This window comes from Methylobacterium organophilum (assembly GCF_022533465.1).
Lineage (GTDB): Bacteria > Pseudomonadota > Alphaproteobacteria > Rhizobiales > Beijerinckiaceae > Methylobacterium > Methylobacterium organophilum.
Genome location: NZ_CP092848.1, coordinates 4,188,117 through 4,208,486 on the forward strand (window position 1 = coordinate 4,188,117; position 20,370 = coordinate 4,208,486).

15 protein-coding genes are annotated in these 20,370 nt (G+C 71.4%); 7 read left to right on the forward strand and 8 right to left on the reverse strand.

The annotated features are described in order from the left end of the window. The first annotated feature begins 442 nt into the window (after positions 1–442). Both MMB17_RS19760 and MMB17_RS19765 read left to right on the forward strand, forming a co-directional pair. Positions 443–1,612 (forward strand): PepSY-associated TM helix domain-containing protein, encoded by a 1,170-nt coding sequence (locus tag MMB17_RS19760; protein ID WP_241100002.1) that lies wholly within the window; start codon positions 443–445, stop codon positions 1,610–1,612. 94 nt (positions 1,613–1,706) lie between these two features. Further along, a complete protein-coding gene (locus tag MMB17_RS19765) occupies positions 1,707–2,498 on the forward strand; it encodes a DUF502 domain-containing protein (RefSeq protein ID WP_238311325.1) in 792 nt (263 codons plus the stop codon). Between the two features lie 23 nt (positions 2,499–2,521). On the opposite strand, the gene MMB17_RS19770 is transcribed toward MMB17_RS19765, so the two are convergent. Both MMB17_RS19770 and recG read right to left on the reverse strand, forming a co-directional pair. Next, entirely contained in the window at positions 2,522–2,851 is a 330-nt protein-coding gene (locus MMB17_RS19770) for a hypothetical protein (RefSeq protein ID WP_238311324.1), read from the reverse strand. A gap of 344 nt (positions 2,852–3,195) precedes the next feature. Continuing rightward, complete coding sequence (gene recG, locus MMB17_RS19775) at positions 3,196–5,331, reverse strand: ATP-dependent DNA helicase RecG (RefSeq protein WP_241100003.1); 2,136 nt, start codon at positions 5,329–5,331, stop codon at positions 3,196–3,198. Between the two features lie 240 nt (positions 5,332–5,571). On the opposite strand from recG, the gene MMB17_RS19780 reads away from it, so the two are divergent. Beyond that, the gene (locus MMB17_RS19780) at positions 5,572–5,868 is read left to right on the forward strand and encodes an FAD assembly factor SdhE (RefSeq protein ID WP_241100004.1); all 297 of its coding nucleotides are present in this window, start codon (positions 5,572–5,574) and stop codon (positions 5,866–5,868) included. Positions 5,869–5,915: 47 nt separating this feature from the next. Here the strand turns inward: MMB17_RS19780 and MMB17_RS19785 are convergent, their stop codons facing one another. Continuing rightward, on the reverse strand, positions 5,916–7,172 hold the full coding sequence (locus tag MMB17_RS19785; RefSeq protein ID WP_241100005.1) for an RNA polymerase sigma factor: 1,257 nt from the start codon (positions 7,170–7,172) through the stop codon (positions 5,916–5,918). Then, complete coding sequence (locus tag MMB17_RS19790) at positions 7,169–7,558, reverse strand: YciI family protein (protein WP_241100006.1); 390 nt, start codon at positions 7,556–7,558, stop codon at positions 7,169–7,171. Before MMB17_RS19790 ends, MMB17_RS19785 begins: the two co-directional genes overlap by 4 nt. Positions 7,559–7,739: 181 nt before the next feature. On the opposite strand from MMB17_RS19790, the gene MMB17_RS19795 reads away from it, so the two are divergent. Next, positions 7,740–8,966 (forward strand): acyl-CoA dehydrogenase family protein, encoded by a 1,227-nt coding sequence (locus tag MMB17_RS19795; protein WP_238311319.1) that lies wholly within the window; start codon positions 7,740–7,742, stop codon positions 8,964–8,966. 7 nt (positions 8,967–8,973) lie between these two features. Here the strand turns inward: MMB17_RS19795 and MMB17_RS19800 are convergent, their stop codons facing one another. The 3 genes from MMB17_RS19800 to glmU all read right to left on the reverse strand — a co-directional run bounded on the left by MMB17_RS19800 (position 8,974) and on the right by glmU (position 13,196). Next, on the reverse strand, positions 8,974–9,612 hold the full coding sequence (locus MMB17_RS19800; protein WP_241100007.1) for a 3'-5' exonuclease: 639 nt from the start codon (positions 9,610–9,612) through the stop codon (positions 8,974–8,976). 114 nt (positions 9,613–9,726) lie between these two features. After that, positions 9,727–11,553 (reverse strand): glutamine--fructose-6-phosphate transaminase (isomerizing), encoded by a 1,827-nt coding sequence (gene glmS / locus MMB17_RS19805; RefSeq protein ID WP_238311318.1) that lies wholly within the window; start codon positions 11,551–11,553, stop codon positions 9,727–9,729. A 260-nt stretch (positions 11,554–11,813) separates the two neighbouring features. Next, positions 11,814–13,196 carry a bifunctional UDP-N-acetylglucosamine diphosphorylase/glucosamine-1-phosphate N-acetyltransferase GlmU gene (gene glmU, locus MMB17_RS19810; protein WP_241100008.1) on the reverse strand — a complete coding sequence of 461 codons (1,383 nt, stop codon included), beginning with the start codon at positions 13,194–13,196 and terminating at the stop codon, positions 11,814–11,816. Positions 13,197–13,404: 208 nt separating this feature from the next. Between glmU and MMB17_RS19815 the strand changes: the two genes are divergently transcribed. Both MMB17_RS19815 and mdoH read left to right on the forward strand, forming a co-directional pair. Then, positions 13,405–15,027 carry an OpgD/OpgG family glucan biosynthesis protein gene (locus MMB17_RS19815; protein WP_241100009.1) on the forward strand — a complete coding sequence of 541 codons (1,623 nt, stop codon included), beginning with the start codon at positions 13,405–13,407 and terminating at the stop codon, positions 15,025–15,027. A gap of 55 nt (positions 15,028–15,082) precedes the next feature. After that, on the forward strand, positions 15,083–17,257 hold the full coding sequence (gene mdoH / locus MMB17_RS19820; protein ID WP_241100010.1) for a glucans biosynthesis glucosyltransferase MdoH: 2,175 nt from the start codon (positions 15,083–15,085) through the stop codon (positions 17,255–17,257). A gap of 40 nt (positions 17,258–17,297) precedes the next feature. Here the strand turns inward: mdoH and MMB17_RS19825 are convergent, their stop codons facing one another. Then, positions 17,298–18,110 (reverse strand): S1 family peptidase, encoded by an 813-nt coding sequence (locus MMB17_RS19825; protein WP_241100011.1) that lies wholly within the window; start codon positions 18,108–18,110, stop codon positions 17,298–17,300. Positions 18,111–18,464: 354 nt separating this feature from the next. Here MMB17_RS19825 and MMB17_RS19830 point away from each other — a divergent pair, with 354 nt between their 5' ends. After that, on the forward strand, positions 18,465–20,345 hold the full coding sequence (locus MMB17_RS19830) for a methanol/ethanol family PQQ-dependent dehydrogenase (protein ID WP_238311313.1): 1,881 nt from the start codon (positions 18,465–18,467) through the stop codon (positions 20,343–20,345). Positions 20,346–20,370: the final 25 nt, after the last annotated feature.

Here is a 20,370-nt window from a genome sequence, read left to right on the forward strand (position 1 = left end):
AGGGATCGGGTCTTCGACGGGACGTTTAGCCGAAACCCCGCCCGCGGTCAGGGGCGAAGTCGCCATGCCGCAGGGCCGCGCCGCATGGGCCGCCTGCTCCCGCCGCGGGGCCGGCGCCCGCGCCCGACGACCGGTCTTGCAACCTGAACATGTCGATGCCTGACCTTGCTTCTGCTTCAGCCGTGATCGGCAAGAACAGCGGAGAGTTCTGATTTATAAAAATTATAATCTATCGAATGCATGCGCGCCATGTACCGGTGATCGTTGACCGCTCCTCGCGCGCTCCTCTATCCCCGATCCTTGCTTGGCCGGCCGAAAGGGGCCGGCGACCCTGCGGCTCGACCGTCGCGACCGCGCCGGTGAGACCTGTGACCTTCCCTCGATCGCCCCGGCCCTCGCCGCCGGTCGTCCGTTCCGGTGATCCTCGAACCCCGAGTCCTGAATGACGGCGTTTCCCCGCCTGCGCAGCGTCCTGTTCCGCCTGCACTGGGCGCTCGGCCTCACCGCCGGGCTCGTCCTGGCCCTGATGGGGATCACGGGGGCGCTGCTCTCCTACGAGGAGGCGATCGGGGATCTCGTCGATGCCGACCTCGCCCTCGTCCGGGTGGAGGAGGGGCGGGGGCGGCTGACGCCCGAAGCGCTCGTCGCCCGGGCGCAGGCCGAGCGGCCCGGGGCGCGGGTCGAGGCCCTGACCCTGTCGGGCGATCCCGCCGAGGCCCCCCGCCTGCGCTTCGCCCGCGGCCGGGACGGCGCCCGGCCCGCCTCGCTCTATCTCGACCCCTATGACGGCGCGGTCCGCGGCGAGGCCCGGACGGAGGCGGCCTTCGCCACCATCCGCGCCCTGCATCGCTGGCTCCTCCTGCCCGGGGACGGCCGGGGCTGGGGCCGCACGCTCACCGGCTTCTGCGCCCTGTCCCTCCTCGTCTTCCTCGGCACCGGCCTCTACCTGCGCTGGCCCAAGCTGCATCGCTGGCGGATCTGGCTGAAGCCCAGCCTGTCCCGGCCCGGCCGGGCGCGCTGGTGGTCGCTGCACGCCGTCCTCGGCACCTGGCTGGTCCCGGTCTACGCGGTCATCGCCCTCTCGGGCCTGTGGTGGTCCTACGACTGGTACCGGACGGGGGCGACCCTCCTCCTCACCGGTGCCTCGCCCGCGGCGAAGGCGGAGCGCAAGCGCGGCGCCGGCGGCCCCCTCGCCCTCGACAAGGCCTGGGCCGCCTTCATGGCCGGGCCGGGCCGGGAGGCGCGCCTGTCCGTCATCGCCCTGCCGGGGCCGGAGGCGGAGGCGATCCGCATCCGCTTCCTGACCGCCACGGGCGGCCAGGGCCAGAAGGACCGCGACGAGGCGCGCTTCAGCGCCGAGACCGGCGCCCTGCTCGCGGTGCAGCCGGCCGCCGATAAGCCCCTCGGCCGGCAGATCGCCGAGAACATGCTGGAGGTGCATCGCGGCCGCTTCTTCGGCGCCCCCGTCGCCCTGCTGTTCTGCCTCGCCGCGCTGATGATGCCGCTCTTCGCCGGGACCGGGCTGACCCTGTACTGGCTGCGCCGCGCCGCGGCCCGGCGGCGGGCGCCCCCGGCGACGCAGCCCGCCTACGCCGCAGCCGGCGGCTCTTGAGGCGCTGCGGCGCAGCCGCTACGTCAGGCACAGGGCAGAATCCTGCGGCGTGCCGGCCTCAAAGGCCGGCGCCCGCCTCCCCCAAGGTGCATGCGTGGCGCCCACGATCTCGCCGATCCCCGACCCCGAGCCCGCGAGCACCAAGACGCGGGTGAGCGCCCGCGGGCGCCTGCGGACCTATTTCCTCACCGGCATCATCGTGGCGGGTCCGCTCGCCATCACCGCCTACCTGACCTGGTGGGTGATCGCGCTGATCGACGGCTGGGTGAAGCCCCTGGTGCCGGCGAGCTACCTGCCGGACCATTACCTGCCCTTCTCGATCCCCGGCCTCGGCCTGGTCATCGCCTTCGTGGCGGTGACGCTGCTCGGCTTCCTCACCGCCAACCTGGTCGGCCGCTCGGTGGTGGAGTTCGGCGAGGTGCTCCTCGCCCGCACGCCGGTGATCTCCGGGCTCTATCGCGGCCTGCGCCAGATCTTCGAGACGCTGTTCTCGGCCAACGGCACCTCGTTCCGCACGGTCGGCCTGGTCGAGTTCCCGGTGAAGGGCACCTGGTCGGTGGTCTTCCTCTCGGCCCCGGCGGCGAGCGAGGTGCAGGGGGCGCTGGAGGAGCGCGAGAAGGCGGGGCACGATTATGTCGGCGTGTTCCTGCCCTGCGCGCCCAACCCGACCACGGGCTTCTTCTTCTACCTGCCCCGCTCCGAGATCATCGAGGTCGGCATCAGCGTGGACGACGCGGCCAAGCTGGTGATGTCGGCCGGCGTCATCCAGCCCGAGGATCCGCAGGCCCGCCTCAACGCCATGGCCGCCTCCCTGCGGGCGGCCCAGTCCGGTGCGCCCCCGGACATGGAAAAGGCGCGCCGGGAGCCGGCGCGCCAGGAGTCCTGAACCGATCGGCCCGAGGGCCGGCGTCAGTGGTGGACGAGCGAGGCCTTCTCCACGGCGATCGTCGGCGGCGTGGCCTCGGCCACCTGCCCGCTCGCGGGCTGGCCGACGGGGCTGCGCCAGTCGGTGGCGACCTGCGCCGTCAGAAGCAGAGCCAGCACGGCGCAGAGCGCGTTGGCGGCGAGCCAGAAGCGGCGGGACGAGAGCTTGACCGCCTGAAGCAACGCTTCCGACGAGGTCTCCTCGCGCCGCTCCTCGCGGTCCGAGATCGGGAGAAGCCAGGGCTCGCTGGGGAGCGCCTGAGCGCCGCCCATTTCGTGCGCGCCCGGCAGGGTCTGGAACAGTCCGGCCGACATAGCCTTCCTCCTGGATTCCTGTGGCGCCCCGATGATCGAGGCCTTTCGTTCATCTTCAGTTAAGGGAGGTTTTGGGCCAATTCAAGGAATTTCAGGCTGGCAAAGTTCCGCGAGGGCGACCCGGAACCTCATCCAAAAGATGAGGATATGTTGGCAAGTCATTGAAGTTGATCGAAAAATAATTCTTAGCGGATTCGTGTCCGTGTCGCCGCTGCGGCGATCGGTGCGCCTGCGCACCCGCCAAGCTTCCTGAAGCGAAGCTGAACGGCCCCGTGAATCTGAACGGACCTGAACGGCGCTGAACGTGCCTGTCGGCCGCTCCGCGCGGCGGAGCCGGCCGGGGCTCAGCCCGCCCCGATCAGCCGGATCGCCGCGTCCCGCTCGAACAGGTAGAGCAGCACCCGCAGGGCCTCGCCCCGCGGCGAGGTCAGCCCGGGATCGCGCTCCACGATCAGCCGGGCATCGTCCCGCGCCGCCTCCAGGAGATCGCCGTCGCTCTCGAGCCGGGCGAGGCGGAAGGCCGCCAGGCCGGATTGGCGGGTGCCCAGCACCTCGCCCTCCCCGCGCAGGCGCAAATCGGCCTCGGCGATGCGGAAGCCGTCCTCGCTCTCGCGCATCATTTCGAGCCGGGCCTTGGCGACCTGGCCGAGGGGGCCGCGATAGAGCAGCAGGCAGGAGGAGGATTTCGAGCCCCGGCCGACCCGCCCGCGCAGCTGGTGGAGCTGGGCGAGGCCGAAGCGCTCGGCATGCTCGATCACCATGATCGTCGCCTCCGGCACGTCGACGCCGACCTCGACCACGGTGGTGGAGACGAGCACCCTGGTCGCGCCGGCGGCGAAGCGCTCCATGGCCGCGTCCTTCTCCGGCCTCGGCATCTTGCCGTGGATCAGGCCGACCGCCTCCCCGAAATGCGCCTTCAGGTCCTCGAAGCGCTCGGCGGCCGCGGCGAGGTCCACGAACTCGGATTCGGCCACGAGCGGGCAGATCCAGTAGACCCGGTCCCCCGCGGCCAGCGCCCGGTGCAGCCCCTCCACCACCTCGTCGATGCGCTCGGTGGGGATGGTGAGGGTCTTGATCGGCTGGCGCCCGGCCGGCTTCTCGTCGAGCACCGAGACGTCCATGTCGCCGAAGCAGGTCAGGGCCAGGGTGCGCGGGATCGGCGTCGCGGTCATCACCAGGATGTCGACCGCCTGGCCCTTGGCGCCGAGCGCCAGGCGCTGGTGGACGCCGAAGCGGTGCTGCTCGTCGACCACGGCGAGGCCGAGGTCGCGGAAGGCCACCGCCTCCTGGAACAGGGCGTGGGTGCCGACCACGATGTCGATGTTGCCGGCGGCGAGGTCGGCGAGCGTCGCCCGGCGCTCGGCCGCCTTGTCCCGGCCGGTGAGCAGCCGCAGGCGCAGGGAGCCGGCGAGCGGGGCCAGCCGCTCGAAATGCTGCCGGGCCAGGATCTCGGTGGGCGCCATCAGCGCCGCCTGCCGCCCGGCCTCGACCGCATGCGCCATGGCGAGCAGGGCCACCGCCGTCTTGCCCGAGCCGACATCGCCCTGGAGCAGGCGCAGCATCCGCCGCTCCGAGGCCAGGTCGGCGCGGATCTCGGCGACGGCCCGCCGCTGCGCGCCGGTCAGCGCGAAGGGCAGGGCCGCCTCGATCCGGTCGCGCAGGGCGCCGTCCCCGGCATTGGAGCGGCCGGGCTTGCGCCGCTGGCGCGCCCGCATCAGGGCGAGCGCCAGCTGCGAGGCGAGCAGTTCGTCATAGGCCAGCCGGCGCCGGGCCGGCGTCTGCAGGGCCTCCTCCCCCTCCTTCGGGGCGGAGGGCGCCTCCTCGGGATGGTGCTCGGCCTTCAACGCCTCGGCGAAGGCGGGGAAGCGGTTGCGCTGCAGCCACGCCGGGTCCTGCCATTCCGGCAGGACGGGGAGCTTGTCGAGGGCGGCATGGGCGATCTTGCCGATCATGCGCGAGGTCAGCCCCTCGGTCGCGCCGTAGACCGGCTCCACCGCCGGCAGGGCCGCGAGCCCCTCGGCATCGACCACGCGGGCGGGATGGACCATCTGCCGGTGCCCGTCCCAGAGCTCGATCCGGCCGGAGACGTAGCGATGGGCCCCGAGCGGCAGCATCTTCTCCACCCGCTGGCGCGGCATGCCGAAGAAGACCAAGGTCACGTCGCCGGTCTCGTCCTCGACGAGCACCCGGAACGGGCGCTTGCCGGCGCCGGGCATCGGCGGGCGATGGGCCACCACGGTCACGCCGATCGTGACCGGCTCGCCGACCGGCGCGTCGCGGACCGAGCCCGAGAGCGGCCGCGCCACCCCGCGCTGGGGCAGGTGGAACAGCAGGTCGGCCACCCGGGCCGGGCGTTCCTCGCTGCCGAGCAGCCGCTCGATCAGCGGCGCGATCTTCGGCCCGACCCCGGGCAGGCCGCGGGCGGGGGCGAAGAGCGCGTCGAGGATGCTGGGGCGCAGGCGGGGTGTCTCGTCGGTCATCGGGGGAGGGGCGGCCTGTCCTGTCATGATGCCCTGCCCCGGTTTCCATCCGGTAGCGCTGCGGCATGAGGTTGCAAGCCCGGCCTGTGGATGCCGGCGGCGTGCATCGGTCCCCGCCCTGCCCTATGCTCGGGTCCCGCTCGGGATCACGGCGTCCAAGGAGTCCGGGATCCAAGGATCGCGGTCTCCCCGGATCCCGGGATCCTGCCTCGTCCGTCCGGCCCGTCCCAGGTCTCTCCCATGTCCGGCACCACCCGCTCCAGCGCCGATCTCGATCCCCGCCGCCGCCGCACCCTGTTCCGGGCCTGGCACCGGGGCATCCGCGAGATGGACCTGATCATGGGCCGCTTCGCCGATGCGGCGATCGGCGACTTCTCCGAGGACGAGCTCGCGGATTTCGAGGCCCTGATCGAGGTGCCCGACCGCGACCTCTTCACCTGGCTCACCGGCGAGGCCGAGGTCCCGGGCCATTACGACACCACGGTCTACCGCCGCCTCAAGGCCTTCCACCGGCACGACGCGCCGATCCATTCCTGAGCGCCCTCCCCGTCCGCGCGCGGCAGAGCCGCGGGGGGCGGGCGCCGTCAGGGCGGCCCCTCCCCGCCCAGGGCGTCGAGCTCCGCCCGGATGAAGGCGGCCTCGGCCGCGGTGCCGGCAAGGGCGATCGCCCGGTCGAAGCTGATCCGCGCCTCCGCCCGCCGGTCGAGCTGCTTGAGGAAGGCGCCCCGCGCCCCGTGGAAGTAGAAATAGCCGGACAGGCTCTCGGCCAGGGGCTCGATCAGGGCCAGCGCCTCCCCCGGCCCCCGCGCCTTGGAGACGGCGACCGCCCGGTTCAGGGTCACCACGGGGGAGGGCTGCATCCGCTCCAGGCTGGCATAGAGGTGGTCGATCTGCACCCAGTCGGTGTCGCAGGCCCGCTTCGCCCGGGCATGGAGCGCGGCCACCGCCGCCTGGATCTGGTAGGGGCCGGGGGCGTTGTGGCGCATCGCCTTGTCGAGCAGGGCGAGCCCCTCCCCGATCATCCCCCCATCCCAGGCGGCGCGGTCCTGATCCTCCAGGAGCACGGCCGCCCCCTCCGCATCGAACCGCGCGGCGGCGCGGGCATGCTGGAGCAGCATCAGGGCGGTGAGCCCCATGATCTCGGGCTCGGCCGGGAACAGCCTGAGCAACAGCCGGGCGAGCCGGATCGCCTCGTCGCAGAGCGGCGCGCGGGCGCCCACCGCTTCGAAGCCGGCCGAATAGCCCTCGTTGAAGACGAGGTAGAGCATGGCGGCGACCCCCGCGAGGCGCCGCGCCCGCTCCGGGGCGCCCGGGGCCTCGAAGGGCAGGTCGGAGCGCCCCACCCGCCCCTTCGCCCGGGTGATGCGCTGCTCCATGGCGGCCTCGCTCACCAGGAAGGCGCGGGCGATCTGCGTCACCGAGAGGCCGGAGACGACGCGCAGGGCCAGCGCGATCTGCTGGGTGCGGGGCAGGTCCGGATGGCAGCAGACGAAGAGCAACCGCAGGATGTCGTCGCGATACTGCGCCCCGTCGAGACGCTCGGCGATGTCCGCCTCCGCGTCGCCGAGATCGGAGAGGGCGGCCTCGTCGGGCAGGGCCTCCTGCCGGGCGCGGCGGCGCAGGGCGTCGACCCCGGCATTGCGCCCGACCAGGATCAGCCAGGCGGCCTGATCCCGGGGCGGCCCGTTGCGCGGCCAATGGGCGAGGGCCCGCAGGCAGGCCTCCTGAAAGGCCTCTTCCGCGGTGTCGAGATCGCGGAAATAGCGCAGCAGCGCCGCCAGGGCGGTCGGCCGAGCCGCCCGCAGGGCCTGGTCGATCCAGGCGAGGGCGTTGGGGCTCATGAGGTGGCCGCGCCGACCGGGCTGGCGGCGCCGGGGGCGAAATGCGCCACGGGCCGGATCTCGTAGGAGCCGCCGGGATTGGCCTGGCCCAGCTCCCGGGCGATCGACAGGGCCTCCTCGAGATCCGTGCATTCGAGGAGGTAGAAGCCGAGGAGCTGCTCCTTGGTCTCGGCGAAGGGGCCGTCGACGACGAGCGGCGGCTCCCGGTCCTTGCGCAGGGTGGTCGCCGCGGTGGTCGGCATCAGCCGCGCGACGGGGCCGAGCTTGCCCGCGCGCGCGAGCCGTTCCTGCACCACGGCGAGCTTTGCCATCACCGCCGCGTCCTCCTCCTGGCTCCAGGCGCAGACGACCTCTTCCGAGTGGTAGCAGAGCAGGGCGTAGAGCATCGGCCGGTTCCCGTGTTTGCGGCGAGGACGGGCGAGCCTAGCGCGTGCCGACAGGCCGCGCGCGAAAAAGGCGGCCCGGCCCCCTCCCCCGATGCGTCCCCGCGAAACGCATGGTCGCTGAAACGCTTGGCCACCTTGAGCGTTGGCGCAGGCTTGGAAAACAACCGGACGGGGAGGATCCATGTCGACGCCGGAGCTGAAGGCGCCGCGGCCGCCGGAGCTGCTGTCCCCGTGGCGCACGGAGGCCCGGGTCGCCCTGCAGCAGGAGGCCCGCGCCTTCGCCCGCGAGGTGGTGCTGCCCCTCGCCGACGCGCTCGACCCGCAGAAGGGCGAGATGCCCCGCACCCTCATCGACGCCATGGCGGAGAAGGGCTGGTTCGGCATCACCATCCCCGCCGACTATGGCGGGATGGGGCTCGGCGTGTTCGAGTACTGCCTCGTTTCCGAGGAACTGGCCCGGGCCTGGCTCTCCGTCGGCTCCATCCTCGCCCGCGGCCAGGGGCTCGGCACGCAGACCCTGGACGACGACCGGCGCAGGGCGCTTCTGGCGAAATCCGCGAGGGGCCAGTGGATCGGCTCGATCGCGCTCTCCGAGCCCACCGCCGGTTCGGACCTCGCCGGCGTGCGGACCAGGGCCGTGCGCGAGGGCGACGCATGGGTGCTCACCGGCACCAAGCGCTGGGCGGGCTTCGCGCAGGGCGCCGACTTCATCGAGGTCCTGGCCCGCACCCGCGAGCCGAAGCCGGGCGAGCCCCGCTCGGCGGGCCTGGAGCCCTTCCTCGTGGTCAAGGAGCCCGGCCGCTTCCCCGAGGGCATGACCGGCACGGTCATCGACAAGATCGGCTATCACGGCTTCCTCACCTTCGAGCTCGAACTCGACGGGGTGCGCGTGCCCGAGAGCGACCGGCTCACCGGGCTCTACGGCGACGAGGGGGCGGATGCGGATGCCGGCGGCTTCGCCTCGGTGCAGCGGGGCCTCAACATCGCCCGCGTCCACACCGCGGCCCGCGCCGTCGGCGTCGCCCGGGCGGCCCTGGAGGATTGCACGCTCTACCTGCAGGAGCGGGAGCAGTTCGGCCACCCGATCGGCGACTTCCAGGCCCTGCGCTTCGCCCTCGCCGACATGGCCGCGGAGGTGGCGCAGGCCCGCGCCTATTGGCAGCAGGTCGCCCATCTCCTCGACCAGGGCGAACCCGCCGAGAGCGAATCGGCCCAGGTGAAGCTGCTCGCCACGGAGATGGCGGTGCGGGTGACCAACCAGGCGATGCAGCTCCACGGCGGCAACGGCTACACCACCGAGCGCCGGATCGAGCGCTACTGGCGCGACGCCCGCCTCACCACGATCTTCGAGGGCACCAGCGAGATCCAGCGCCGCATCATCAGCGACCGGATGCTGCCGCGGCCGTGAAAGGGGATCAGCTCCTCCGCGCGCGCGAGGGCAATAGGCCCTCGGGGAGTGGGGGCGGCTCAACCCAGTTGACTGGCCGGGCGCGAAGGGCTTCCGGCGTATCGAACTTGCCCTTCCATCCATGGAGCCAGAGATAGACCTTCAGGGCGAGCCAGGCGTCTTCTAGGGCGCCGTGCCGCGCTCCGTAGCGCACTGCTCCGATCTTCTTGCAGACTGCATCCAGGGACGCAGAACCGGAAAATCCGCGCTTCCTGTAGGCCTCCATGGTGCAGAAGACCGGGTTGGTGACGGGTGAGACGCCGCTCTGTTCGAAAGCGCTGCAGATGAAACGCATATCGAAGGCGGCGTTGTGCGCCACGATGAGCGGCGCCCGGTGGATGAAGGATCGGATCGTCTCCGCATGATGCGAGAACAAATCCTGATGCCGCAGATCCCAGTCCGAATATCCGTGCACGGCCGCCGCCGCTGGGTGGCAATCCTTCCGGGGATCGAAGGCAAGGTGCATGTACTCCAGATCGATCGCTCCGCTCTCGAGACCTGAAGTCTCCAGGCAGATTGCCGCTAGCGTGACGATGCGGTCCCCACTGCCCAATCCCGTGGTCTCTACATCGACGGCGACGACATGCGGAGGAAGGGGCTGCCTCATCGTCATCGGATCCTGAGCCTGCGGATTTGACTGCACATCCTGGCAGATCGGCAGCGCCGGAACAAAGACAGGAAGCCTTACCTGACCGGGGAGCGAGTACGCCTCCCGGTTCGCTCACTCCACGGTCACGGATTTCGCCAGGTTGCGGGGCTGGTCGACGTCTTTCCCCATGAAGACGGCGGTGTGGTAGGCGATGAGCTGCACCGGCACGGCGTAGACGATCGGCGCCACCACGGGATCGATCTCGGGCATGGTCAGGGTGGCGAGCGTGTCGAGCCCGGCCTTGGCCGCGCCCTGGGCGTCGCCCACCAGGATGATCTTGCCGCCGCGGGCGGCGACCTCCTGCATGTTCGAGACCGTCTTCTCGAAGATCGCGTCGTGGGGGGCGATCACGATCACCGGCACGCTCTCGTCGATGAGCGCGATCGGGCCGTGCTTGAGTTCGCCTGCCGCATAACCTTCCGCGTGGATGTAGCTGATTTCCTTGAGCTTCAGGGCGCCTTCGAGCGCCATCGGATAGCTGGTGCCGCGCCCCAGATAGAGCACGTCCCGGGCCTTCGCGATCTCGCGGGACAGGGCCTCGACCGCGGGCTCGAGCGTGACCGATTCCGCCATCAGCCCCGGCACGGTGATGAGGGCGTCGACCAGCGCCCGCTCGCGGGCGGCGTCGATCGTGCCCCGGGCCCGGGCGGCGGCGAGCGCCAGGCAGAGCAGCACGGTGAGCTGGCAGGAGAAGGCCTTGGTGGAGGCGACGCCGATCTCGGGGCCGGCCAGCGTCGGCACCACGGCGGAGGCCTCCCGGGCGATGGTCGAGGTCGGCACGTTGACCACCGCCAGGGTGTGCTGTCCCTGCGCCTTGGCGTAGCGCAGCGAGGCCAGGGTGTCGGCGGTCTCGCCCGATTGCGAGATGACCAGGGTCAGGCCGCCCTTCTCCAGGGGCGGCTCGCGGTAGCGGGTCTCGGAGGCCACGTCGATCTCTACAGGCAGCCGCGCCAGGGTCTCGAACCAGTATTTGGCGACGAGGCCGGCGTAATAGGCGGTGCCGCAGGCGGTGATCGAGAGGCGCGACAGGTTCGCGAAGTCGAAGGGCAGCGCCTGGGGCAGGGCGACCCGGCCGTTGGCCAGATCTACGTAATGGGCGAGCGTGCGCCCGACCACCTCCGGCTGCTCGTGGATCTCCTTCGCCATGAAGTGGCGGTGGTTGCCCTTGTCGACCAGGAAGGCCTGGGACACGATCTTCTGCCGGGGCCGGGCCACCACCTGGCCCGAGAGGTCGCGGATCTCGGCCCCGTCGCGGGTCAGGATCGCCCAGTCGCCCTCGTCGAGATAGGTGATCTCGTCGGTGAAGGGGGCCAGCGCCAGGGCGTCCGAGCCGAGATAGGTCTCCCCCGGCCCGAAGCCGATGGCGAGCGGCGCGCCGTGGCGGGCGCCGATCAGGAAGTCCGCCTCCCCCGCGAACAGGAAGCCGAGGGCGAAGGCGCCGCGCAGGCGCGGCAGCACCGCCTCCACCGCCGCGACCGGCCCGAGCCCCTGCCCCATGGCGTGGCTGACGAGCTGGGCCACCACCTCGGTGTCGGTCTCGGTCTCGAAGCGCACGCCCTGCGCCTCCAGCTCGCCCTTCAGCTCGCGGAAATTCTCGATGATGCCGTTATGGACCACGGCCAGCCGCTCGGTGGCGTGGGGATGCGCGTTGGTCTCGTTGGGCCGGCCATGGGTGGCCCAGCGGGTATGCCCGATGCCGATGGCGCCCTTCAGCGGGGCCTGGATCAGCTTGAGCTGGAGGTTCGAGAGCTTGCCCTCCGCCCGCCGCCGCTCCAGCCGCCCGGCCTCGAGGGTGGCGATGCCGGCGGAATCGTAACCCCGGTATTCGAGGCGGCGCAGGGCCTCGACCACCTGGTCGGCCACGCTGTCCCGCCCGACGATCCCGACGATTCCGCACATGGCGTGCCCCTCGAAAGCCCCAGATTGCGGCCTTCCGTCCCGTTCCGGAACAGGGCCGGCCGCCCGCCGCTCCCCCGCGCAAGGACCGTACCTTGAGCGTGCCGCGAAGCCGGGGGTTGTACCGGATCGCGGCCCCGCAAAGCCAGCCCGGCCGCCGCGGCGTTTCGCGAAGCCGGGACGGTCTTCGGATGCGAGATGAAGATCGTTCCGCAGGCCTTTGATAAATCTTACGGAAGAGGAATCCTCCGCGCCGCCGCGGCTCAGCCCTTCGCGGCCTTCGCCTTGGCGGCGCGCAGGCTCGCCATGCGCCGGGCGCCCGCGCCGGGAAGCGTGGTCTGGCGGCCGCGGGCCACGGCGAGGGCGCCGTCGGCCACGTCGCTGGTGATGACCGAGCCCGCCCCGATCAGGGCGCCGGCCCCGACCGTGACCGGGGCGACGAGGGCGGAATTCGAGCCGATGAAGGCCCCCGCCCCGATCACCGTGCGGTGCTTGCTCACCCCGTCGTAATTGCAGGTGATGGTGCCCGCGCCGATATTGGCGCCCGCCCCCACCTCGGAATCGCCGAGATAGGTGAGATGCGCGGCCTTGGCGCCCGCCTGCAGCACCGCGTTCTTGATCTCGACGAAATTGCCGAGATGCACCCCCGCCTTCAGCACGGCGCCCCCGCGCAGGCGCACATGCGGGCCGATATCGACCCCCTCCTCCAGGCGGGCATCGTGCAGATGGGAGAAGGCGCGGATGGTGCAGCCGTCGCCGATCACCACGCCGGGGCCGAACACGCAATGCGGCTCCACCACCACGTCGCGGCCGAGCACCGTGTCGGCACTCAGGAAGACCGTCTCGGGAGCGACCAGGGTGGCGCCGCCGAGCTGGGCCGCCCGGCGCAGGCGCGCCTGGATCGCGGCCTCCGCCACGGAGAGCTGGACGCGGTCGTTGACGCCCTGCGCCTCCGCTTCGTCCACCGGCACCACGACCACGGGGAGCCCCTCCGCGACGGCGAGCGCCACGGCGTCGGTGAGGTAGTACTCGCCCGCCGCGTTGTCGTTGCCGATCCGGGTGAGCAGGGACAGGGCATGGGCGCCGGAGAGCGCCATCAGCCCGGCATTGCTCAGCCGCACCGCCCGCTCCGCCTCCGAGGCGTCCTTCTCCTCGCGGATCGCGGTGACGCGGCCGTCCCGGGTGAGCACCCGCCCGTAGCCCTTGGGGTCGGCGGCCTCGAAGGCGAGCACGGCGATGCCGGCGCCCTGGGTCAGCGGCGCCCGCAGCCGGGCGAAGGTCTCCGGGGTGACGAGGGGGGTGTCGCCGAAGGCGACGATCACGTCCGCCGCCTGCCCCTCCAGGGCCTCGCGGGCGGCGAGCACGGCATGGGCGGTGCCGAGCCGCTCGGCCTGCGGATGGACGCTGGCGCCCGGGGCCATCGCCGCGACCTCCCGGGCGACCGCCTCCTGGCCCGGCTCCACCACGACGGCGATCCGGGCGGCGCCCGCCTCCTGGACCGCGGCGAGCACGTGGCCGAGCAGGCTGCGCCCGGCGATGGCGTGGAGCACCTTGGGCAGGGCGGAGCGCATCCGCGTGCCCTTGCCCGCGGCGAGCACCACCGCGGTGAAGCCGCGCCCGGCCGTGTCCTCTACGCGCCCCGTCATCCGCCCGATCCGTCCTGCAGCCCTTTCCAGGCCCTCCGGCAGCGTTTAGCCGATCGTGCCGCATCCGCGAAACCGGCGGCCGGCGCGCCCGCAGCGATGACACTTTGCAGGCCGCGGTGATGACAAAAAAGCAACCTTAACCTGGGGTTCAGGCGTTCCCGTGATACGTCTTGCACCGCAACCAACCCTGGAACCTTTCGACGAGGGCATGACGCTTCCGCTCGACCGCCGCCGGGATGCCCCGCACCCGGCCCCGCGCCCCAATTCCGGCGCGTTCCGCCGTCGCGACCTCCTCGCCGGTGCCGCCGTCGCGGCCGGCGCCGCCCTGCTGCCCGGCGCGGCGGCGGAGGCGGAAGGCTTCGCCCTGCCCGCCGCCGGCACGCCCTTCACCGACACGACCCTGCGCGACCTCGCCCGCACGCTGGCGGGGCAGGCCTTCGCCAAGCCCAATGCCGACGATTTGCCCGAAGGGCTCAAGACCCTGAGCCGCGAGCAATATGCGGGCATCCGCGCCGCCCCCAACACGGCGATCTGGCACGACGCGGAGCTCGGGTTCACCCTGGAGCCCCTGCATCGCGGCTTCGTCTACACCGACAAGGTCGCGCTCTATCTCATCGAGGACGGGACCCTGCGCCCCGTCGCCTATACCCGCGAGCGCTTCGAGGCCGCGGGCGTCACCCTGCCCGAGCCGGGCAAGCAGGATCCGGGCTTCTCCGGCTTCAAGGTGAAGGCGCGGTTCGGCACGGCCGAGCTCTCCGATTTCGCGGTGTTCCAGGGGGCCTCGTTCTTCCGGCTGCTCGCCCGCGGGCAGGGCTTCGGCATCAATGCGCGGGCCCTCGCCCTGCGCCCGGCCGACAGCCGCGGCGAGGAGTTTCCCCGCTGGCGGGCCTTCTTCATCGAGAAGCCGGTCGTGGGCGGACCCCTGATCGTGCACGCGCTGATCGATTCCGAATCGGCGGCCGGGGCGCTGCGCCTGACCCTGCGGCCGGGCGAGGCCTCCCTCGCCGATATCGAGGGCACCATCGTCACCCGGGCCGAGATCGACCATCTCGGGCTCGCCGGCATGCAGGCGAGCTACCTGTTCGGGCCGCATGACAGCCGCGGCACGGACGACGCCCGGGCCGGCGCCTATGCCGCCGGCGGCCTGCAGATCCGCAACGGCGGCGGCGAGGCGATCTGGCGCCCGGTCCACAACCCGCAATCCCTGCAGATCTCCTCCTTCCTCGATTCCGAGCCCAAGGGCTTCGGCCTGATGCAGCGCGCCCGCGACTACGCCGCCTTCCAGGACGACGTGCAGCACTGGGAATGGCGGCCCTCGCTCTGGATCGAGCCCCTCGGGGCCTCCGGCGTCGACGGGCTCTGGGGCGAGGGCGCGGTGACGCTTCTCGAGATCCCGAGCGATTCCGAGCTCAACGAGAACATCCTCGCCTATTGGCGGCCCAAGGCGAAGGTGCCCGCCAAGCGCGAGGCGAGCTTCAGCTACCGCCAGACCTGGTGCTGGCGGCTCGCCGATCCCCTCCCCGTCGCCGCGGTGGCGGGCACCCGCAGCGGCCGCGGCTCGACGGAGGCGCGCCGGCTCTTCCTCGTCGACTTTTCCGGCGACGCCCTGTTCTCCGGCCCCGGCGGGCAGATGCCCGATCTGGAGACGGTGCTGCTCGCCAGCCCCGGCAAGATCGTGCGCCAGACGCTCTATCCCTATCCCGAGCGCCGCACCGTGCGCGTCGCCTTCGAGATGGAGCCGTCCGGCGCGCCGGCCTGCGAATTGCGCCTCGCCCTGAAGACGGCCGGGCGCCAGATCACCGAGACCTGGCTCTACCGCTGGACGCCCTGACCCGACACGCGCCGACCCACCCGCCGCCTCCCCTGCCCTCACCGCCGGATCGCCGATGGCCGAAACCCTGACCCTCGACGCCGCGGTCACCGACCGCCCCGTTCCCGAGCCCGCCCCGGCCCGCGCCTTCCGCCCGGCGATGCCGGACGAGGCCCCGCTCGCCATGCCGGTGCAGGATCTCGCGCGCTGGGACGGGAGCCGCGCCCACCGGCCCGCCCGCCCGCCGCGCTCCCCCGTCGCGGCGCGCCTCTTCGTCTTCGGCGGGGCCGGGCTGCTGACCGTCTACGGCGCCCTGCAGATGTACGAGGTGATCTCGGTCTCGGGGGGCGCCACCGCCCTGCAGTACCTGCTGCTCGTGCTCTTCACCCTCAACTTCTCCTGGATCGCGCTGGCCTTCACGGGGGCGATCCTCGGCTTCCTCGCGCTCCTGCGCCGGCCGAAGGAGGCGCCTCCGGCGGCGCGGCTGACGACCCGCACCGCGGTGATCATGCCGGTCTACAACGAGGCCACCGCGCGCACCTTCGCCGCCGTGCAGGCGATGCGCGAGGCGGTGGAGGCCACGGGCCAGGGGGCGGCCTTCGACTGGTTCGTGCTCTCCGATTCCACCCAGCCCGAGGCCTGGATCGCCGAGGAGCGGGCCTTCCTCGCCCTGCGCGGGGCGATCGGCCCCGGGGCGCGGCTCTATTATCGCCACCGCCCGAAGAACCATCACCGCAAGGCGGGCAATATCGGCGACTTCGTCACCCGCTGGGGGGGCGCCTACGACCACATGCTGGTCCTCGACGCCGACAGCCTGCTCTCGGGCGCGTGCATCGTGACCCTGGCCGCGGCCATGGAGGCGGATCCGGATGCGGGCATCATCCAGAGCCTGCCGCTCATCATCAACCGCAACACCCTGTTCGCCCGGGTCCAGCAATTCGCCGCCCGCATCTACGGGCCGGTCATCGCCACGGGGCTGGCGATCTGGTCGGGCCGGGACGGCAATTACTGGGGCCACAACGCCATCATCCGCACGAAGGCCTTCGCCGAGGCCTGCGGCCTGCCCGACCTGAAGGGCCGCCCGCCCTTCGGCGGCCACGTGCTCAGCCACGATTTCGTGGAGGCGGCCCTGATCCGCCGGGCCGGCTGGGCGGTGTACATGCTGCCCCGGCTCCCGGGCTCCTACGAGGAGAGCCCGCCCTCGCTGATCGACCTCGCCGTGCGCGACCGGCGCTGGGCGCAGGGCAACCTGCAGCATTCCCGCATCATCGGCGCGGCCGGGCTGGCCCTGGCCTCCCGCCAGCACTTCGCCACCGGCATCGCCGGCTACCTCGCCTCCCCGCTCTGGCTGGCCCAGCTCGTCATCGGTATCGCCCTCGTCCTGCAGACGGCCTGGGTGCGGCCCGAATACTTCTCCGCCGAGTTCGGCCTCTACCCGGTCTTCCCCCGGTTCGATCCCGTGCGCGCGCTCCAGCTGTTCGGGCTCACCATGGGCATCCTGCTCGCGCCGAAGGGCCTCGGCCTGGTGCTCGCCCTCGCCGACGGCCCCACCCGCCGGGCCTGCGGCGGGGCGGGGCGGCTCACCCTCTCCTTCGCGATCGAGATCCTGCTCTCGGCCCTGATCGCGCCCATCGCCATGCTGATCCAGTCGGGCTCGGTCTTCCAGATCCTGGCTGGCCGCGACACCGGCTGGAACCCGCAGCGGCGCGACGACGGCTCGATCCCCTTCTCGGCCATCGTCGCCCGCCACCGCTGGCACACCATCCTCGGCCTGGTGACGGGGGTGGCGGCCTTCGCCATCGCCACCTCGCTGTTCCTCTGGATGTCGCCCACCATCCTCGGCCTCGTCCTGGCGATCCCGCTCTCCTGGGCGAGCGGCCAGCTCGCCTGGGGCCTCGCCCTCAAGCGCCGGGGCCTGCTGATGACGCCGGAGGAGCGCGACCCGCCCGCCATCGCCACGCGGGCCGGGGAGCTCGCCGCCCGCAACGCCGAAGCCGGGCTCGACGACGCGGACCCCCTCGTCGCCCTCCATGCCGACCCGGCGTTCGCCGCGGACCACGCCGCCATGCTGCCGCCTTCCCCGAGCCGGCCGCGCGGGGCGATCGATCCCGACCGGGCGCTCGCCCAGGCCAAGGTGGTGGAGGCGGAGACCATCGGCGAGGCCAGCGCCTGGCTGCAGCCGAAGGAGCGCATGGCGCTGCTCCACGACCGCGCCCTCCTCGACCGGCTCCAGCGCCTGCGCCCGGCCTGAGACCAGGGGCGTGAGACTCATGAGACTCATGGGCTGAGGCTCACGGGGCGGGGTCCGCCCGCCCCTCCTTCAGCGCCTGCCGCAGGGCCTCGCGCAACGCCCCCTCGATCAGGAGGGCGGAGCCGTAATGGAACTCGATGTCGAAGGCGTGCCGCGAATTCATGGAGAGCGAGGCGCTCTGCATGGCGACGAGCCGCCCGGCCTCGTCGAAGAGCCCCGAGCCCGAGCCGCCGTAGCCGTCGTTGCAATCGTGCCGGGCGCGGCGGGTGCCCCCCTCCGTCGGCGGGTCGATCCGCCGGATCGCGCAGGTCTCGAGGCTGCTCGGGCCGCGATAGTTCTCGTGGCCGCCGGGGGAGACCATGGTCACGGGGAGCGTGATGTCCCCCACCGGCAGGTCGGGGGGCGCCTCGGGCAGCGGCTGGTGCGGGGCCTGGGCCGGCTGGGCGAGCCTGAGCAGCGCCCAGTCGTCGGTGATGTGCAGGCGCTGGGCGTCCCGGGCCGCGCCGAGGCGCAGGCTCTCGGCCACGAAATCGTAGTTGCGGCCGTCGATCTGGAAGTAGCAATCGGCCACCGAGCGGGTCGTCTCCAGCTGCCGGTTCCGGAAATTGTGCGCGTTGAGCATGACCAGGGAGGGGGCGCCGATCAGCCAGGCCGCCGCCGCCTTCTGCGGCACGCCGTCCGGCCGGCGGCACCAGAGCACGCCGGCCCCGGGGAAGCGGGCGCGGTCGCTGCCGGTGAGGTCGCGCCGGCCGTCGCGGGGATAGAGGGCGCCGGTCTCGCCGACGTCCCGCGCGCCCGCGGCGCAGAGCGCGAGCGCCAACCCCGCCGCCAGGCCATGCCAGCCTCGCGCCATCACCGCTCCTCCCGATGCCTCGGGCTGCTGCGCGCCCGTTGCGCCTAGTGGTGCGCCGGGCCTTCGTCGCGGTCAAGCCGGAGGCACGCGAGAAGATCGCCAATTTAGAAATGCCACATCTTCCCAGCAAGAAATGTCTGACCGGGTAAAGACATCTCCTTCAATCAACGCCTAGAAACGATAGGCGACGGGGTGCTAATAAGTCTTTCATAAGACAGGGTTTATCTAAGATTGTTCTTAGATTTTCTGCTCGGTCGAGGAATGGACTTCGTGGCGAACCCTGAACCTCAGAGGGAATAGCTCAAGAGGTACCGCGAGGCCGAAAGGCGTGGCGGTCAAGCGAGGAGACGCAGGATGAGCAGGTTTGTGACATCGGTCTCGGCATTGGCGATGCTGGCGCTCGCGCCCGCCGCGCTGTCGAGCGTGGCCTACGCCAATGACAAGCTCGTCGAGCTCTCGAAGAGCGACGACAACTGGGTCATGCCCGGCAAGAACTACGACTCGAACAACTACAGCGAGCTCAAGCAGGTCAACAAGAGCAACGTGAAGCAGCTCCGGCCGGCCTGGACCTTCTCCACCGGCCTGCTCAACGGCCACGAGGGCGCCCCGCTGGTCGTGGACGGCAAGATGTACGTCCACACCTCGTTCCCGAACAACACCTTCGCCCTCGACCTCGACGATCCGGGCCACATCCTGTGGCAGGACAAGCCGAAGCAGAACCCGGCCGCCCGCGCGGTCGCCTGCTGCGACCTCGTCAACCGCGGCCTCGCCTACTGGCCGGGCGACGGCAAGACCCCGGCCCTGATCCTCAAGACCCAGCTCGACGGCCACGTCGTGGCGCTCAACGCCGAGACCGGCGAGACCGTGTGGAAGGTCGAGAATTCCGACATCAAGGTCGGCTCGACGCTCACCATCGCCCCCTACGTCGTCAAGGACAAGGTCATCATCGGCTCCTCGGGCGCCGAGCTCGGCGTGCGCGGCTACCTGACCGCCTACGACGTGAAGACCGGCGGCCAGGTCTGGCGCGCCTACGCCACCGGCCCGGACAAGGACCTGCTGCTGGCCGACGACTTCAACGTTAAGAACGCCCATTACGGCCAGAAGGGCCTGGGCACCGCGACCTGGGAGGGCGACGCCTGGAAGATCGGCGGCGGCACCAACTGGGGCTGGTACGCCTACGATCCGGGCACGAACCTGATCTATTTCGGCACTGGCAACCCGGCGCCGTGGAACGAGACCATGCGTCCCGGCGACAACAAGTGGACGATGACGATCTTCGGCCGCGACGCCGACACCGGCGAGGCCAAGTTCGGCTACCAGAAGACCCCGCACGACGAGTGGGACTATGCCGGCGTCAACGTCATGATGCTCTCCGAGCAGAAGGACAAGGACGGCAAGACCCGCAAGCTGCTGACCCATCCGGACCGCAACGGCATCGTCTACACCCTCGACCGCACCGACGGCGCGCTGGTCTCGGCCAACAAGCTCGACGACACGGTCAACGTGTTCAAGACGGTCGACCTGAAGACCGGCCAGCCGGTGCGCGATCCGGAATACGGCACCCGGATGGACCACCTCGCCAAGGACGTCTGCCCCTCGGCGATGGGCTACCACAACCAGGGCCACGATTCGTACGATCCGAAGCGTGAGCTCTTCTTCATGGGCATCAACCACATCTGCATGGATTGGGAGCCCTTCATGCTGCCCTACCGGGCGGGTCAGTTCTTCGTGGGCGCCACGCTGAACATGTATCCGGGCCCGAAGGGCGACCGTCAGAACTACGAAGGTCTCGGCCAGATCAAGGCGTACAACGCGATCACCGGCAGCTATAAGTGGGAGAAGATGGAGCGCTTCGCGGTGTGGGGCGGAACCCTCGCCACCGCCGGCGACCTGGTCTTCTACGGCACGCTCGACGGCTACCTGAAGGCGCGCGACTCCGACACGGGCGACCTCCTCTGGAAGTTCAAGATCCCGTCGGGCGCCATCGGCTATCCGATGACCTACACCCACAAGGGCACGCAGTACGTCGCCATCTACTACGGCGTCGGCGGCTGGCCGGGTGTGGGCCTGGTGTTCGACCTCGCCGACCCGACCGCCGGTCTCGGCGCGGTGGGCGCCTTCAAGAAGCTCGCCAACTACACCCAGCAGGGTGGCGGCGTGATCGTCTTCTCCCTCGACGGCAAGGGTCCCTACGACGACCCGAATGTCGGCGAGTGGAAGTCGGCCTCCAAGTAAGGACCAACGCGCCGGCCTCTCCCTC

Excerpts from the sequence above, each read along its gene's own strand:
- MMB17_RS19760 (WP_241100002.1), top strand. The coding sequence starts at position 443 with ATGACGGCGTTTCCCCGCCTGCGCAGCGTCCTGTTCCGCCTGCACTGG.
- MMB17_RS19770 (WP_238311324.1), bottom strand. The coding sequence starts at position 2,851 with ATGTCGGCCGGACTGTTCCAGACCCTGCCGGGCGCGCACGAAATGGGC.
- recG (WP_241100003.1), bottom strand. The coding sequence starts at position 5,331 with ATGACCGACGAGACACCCCGCCTGCGCCCCAGCATCCTCGACGCGCTC.
- MMB17_RS19780 (WP_241100004.1), top strand. The coding sequence starts at position 5,572 with ATGTCCGGCACCACCCGCTCCAGCGCCGATCTCGATCCCCGCCGCCGC.
- MMB17_RS19785 (WP_241100005.1), bottom strand. The coding sequence starts at position 7,172 with ATGAGCCCCAACGCCCTCGCCTGGATCGACCAGGCCCTGCGGGCGGCT.
- MMB17_RS19790 (WP_241100006.1), bottom strand. The coding sequence starts at position 7,558 with ATGCTCTACGCCCTGCTCTGCTACCACTCGGAAGAGGTCGTCTGCGCC.
- MMB17_RS19795 (WP_238311319.1), top strand. The coding sequence starts at position 7,740 with ATGTCGACGCCGGAGCTGAAGGCGCCGCGGCCGCCGGAGCTGCTGTCC.
- MMB17_RS19800 (WP_241100007.1), bottom strand. The coding sequence starts at position 9,612 with ATGAGGCAGCCCCTTCCTCCGCATGTCGTCGCCGTCGATGTAGAGACC.
- glmS (WP_238311318.1), bottom strand. The coding sequence starts at position 11,553 with ATGTGCGGAATCGTCGGGATCGTCGGGCGGGACAGCGTGGCCGACCAG.
- glmU (WP_241100008.1), bottom strand. The coding sequence starts at position 13,196 with ATGACGGGGCGCGTAGAGGACACGGCCGGGCGCGGCTTCACCGCGGTG.
- MMB17_RS19815 (WP_241100009.1), top strand. The coding sequence starts at position 13,405 with ATGACGCTTCCGCTCGACCGCCGCCGGGATGCCCCGCACCCGGCCCCG.
- mdoH (WP_241100010.1), top strand. The coding sequence starts at position 15,083 with ATGGCCGAAACCCTGACCCTCGACGCCGCGGTCACCGACCGCCCCGTT.
- MMB17_RS19825 (WP_241100011.1), bottom strand. The coding sequence starts at position 18,110 with ATGGCGCGAGGCTGGCATGGCCTGGCGGCGGGGTTGGCGCTCGCGCTC.
- MMB17_RS19830 (WP_238311313.1), top strand. The coding sequence starts at position 18,465 with ATGAGCAGGTTTGTGACATCGGTCTCGGCATTGGCGATGCTGGCGCTC.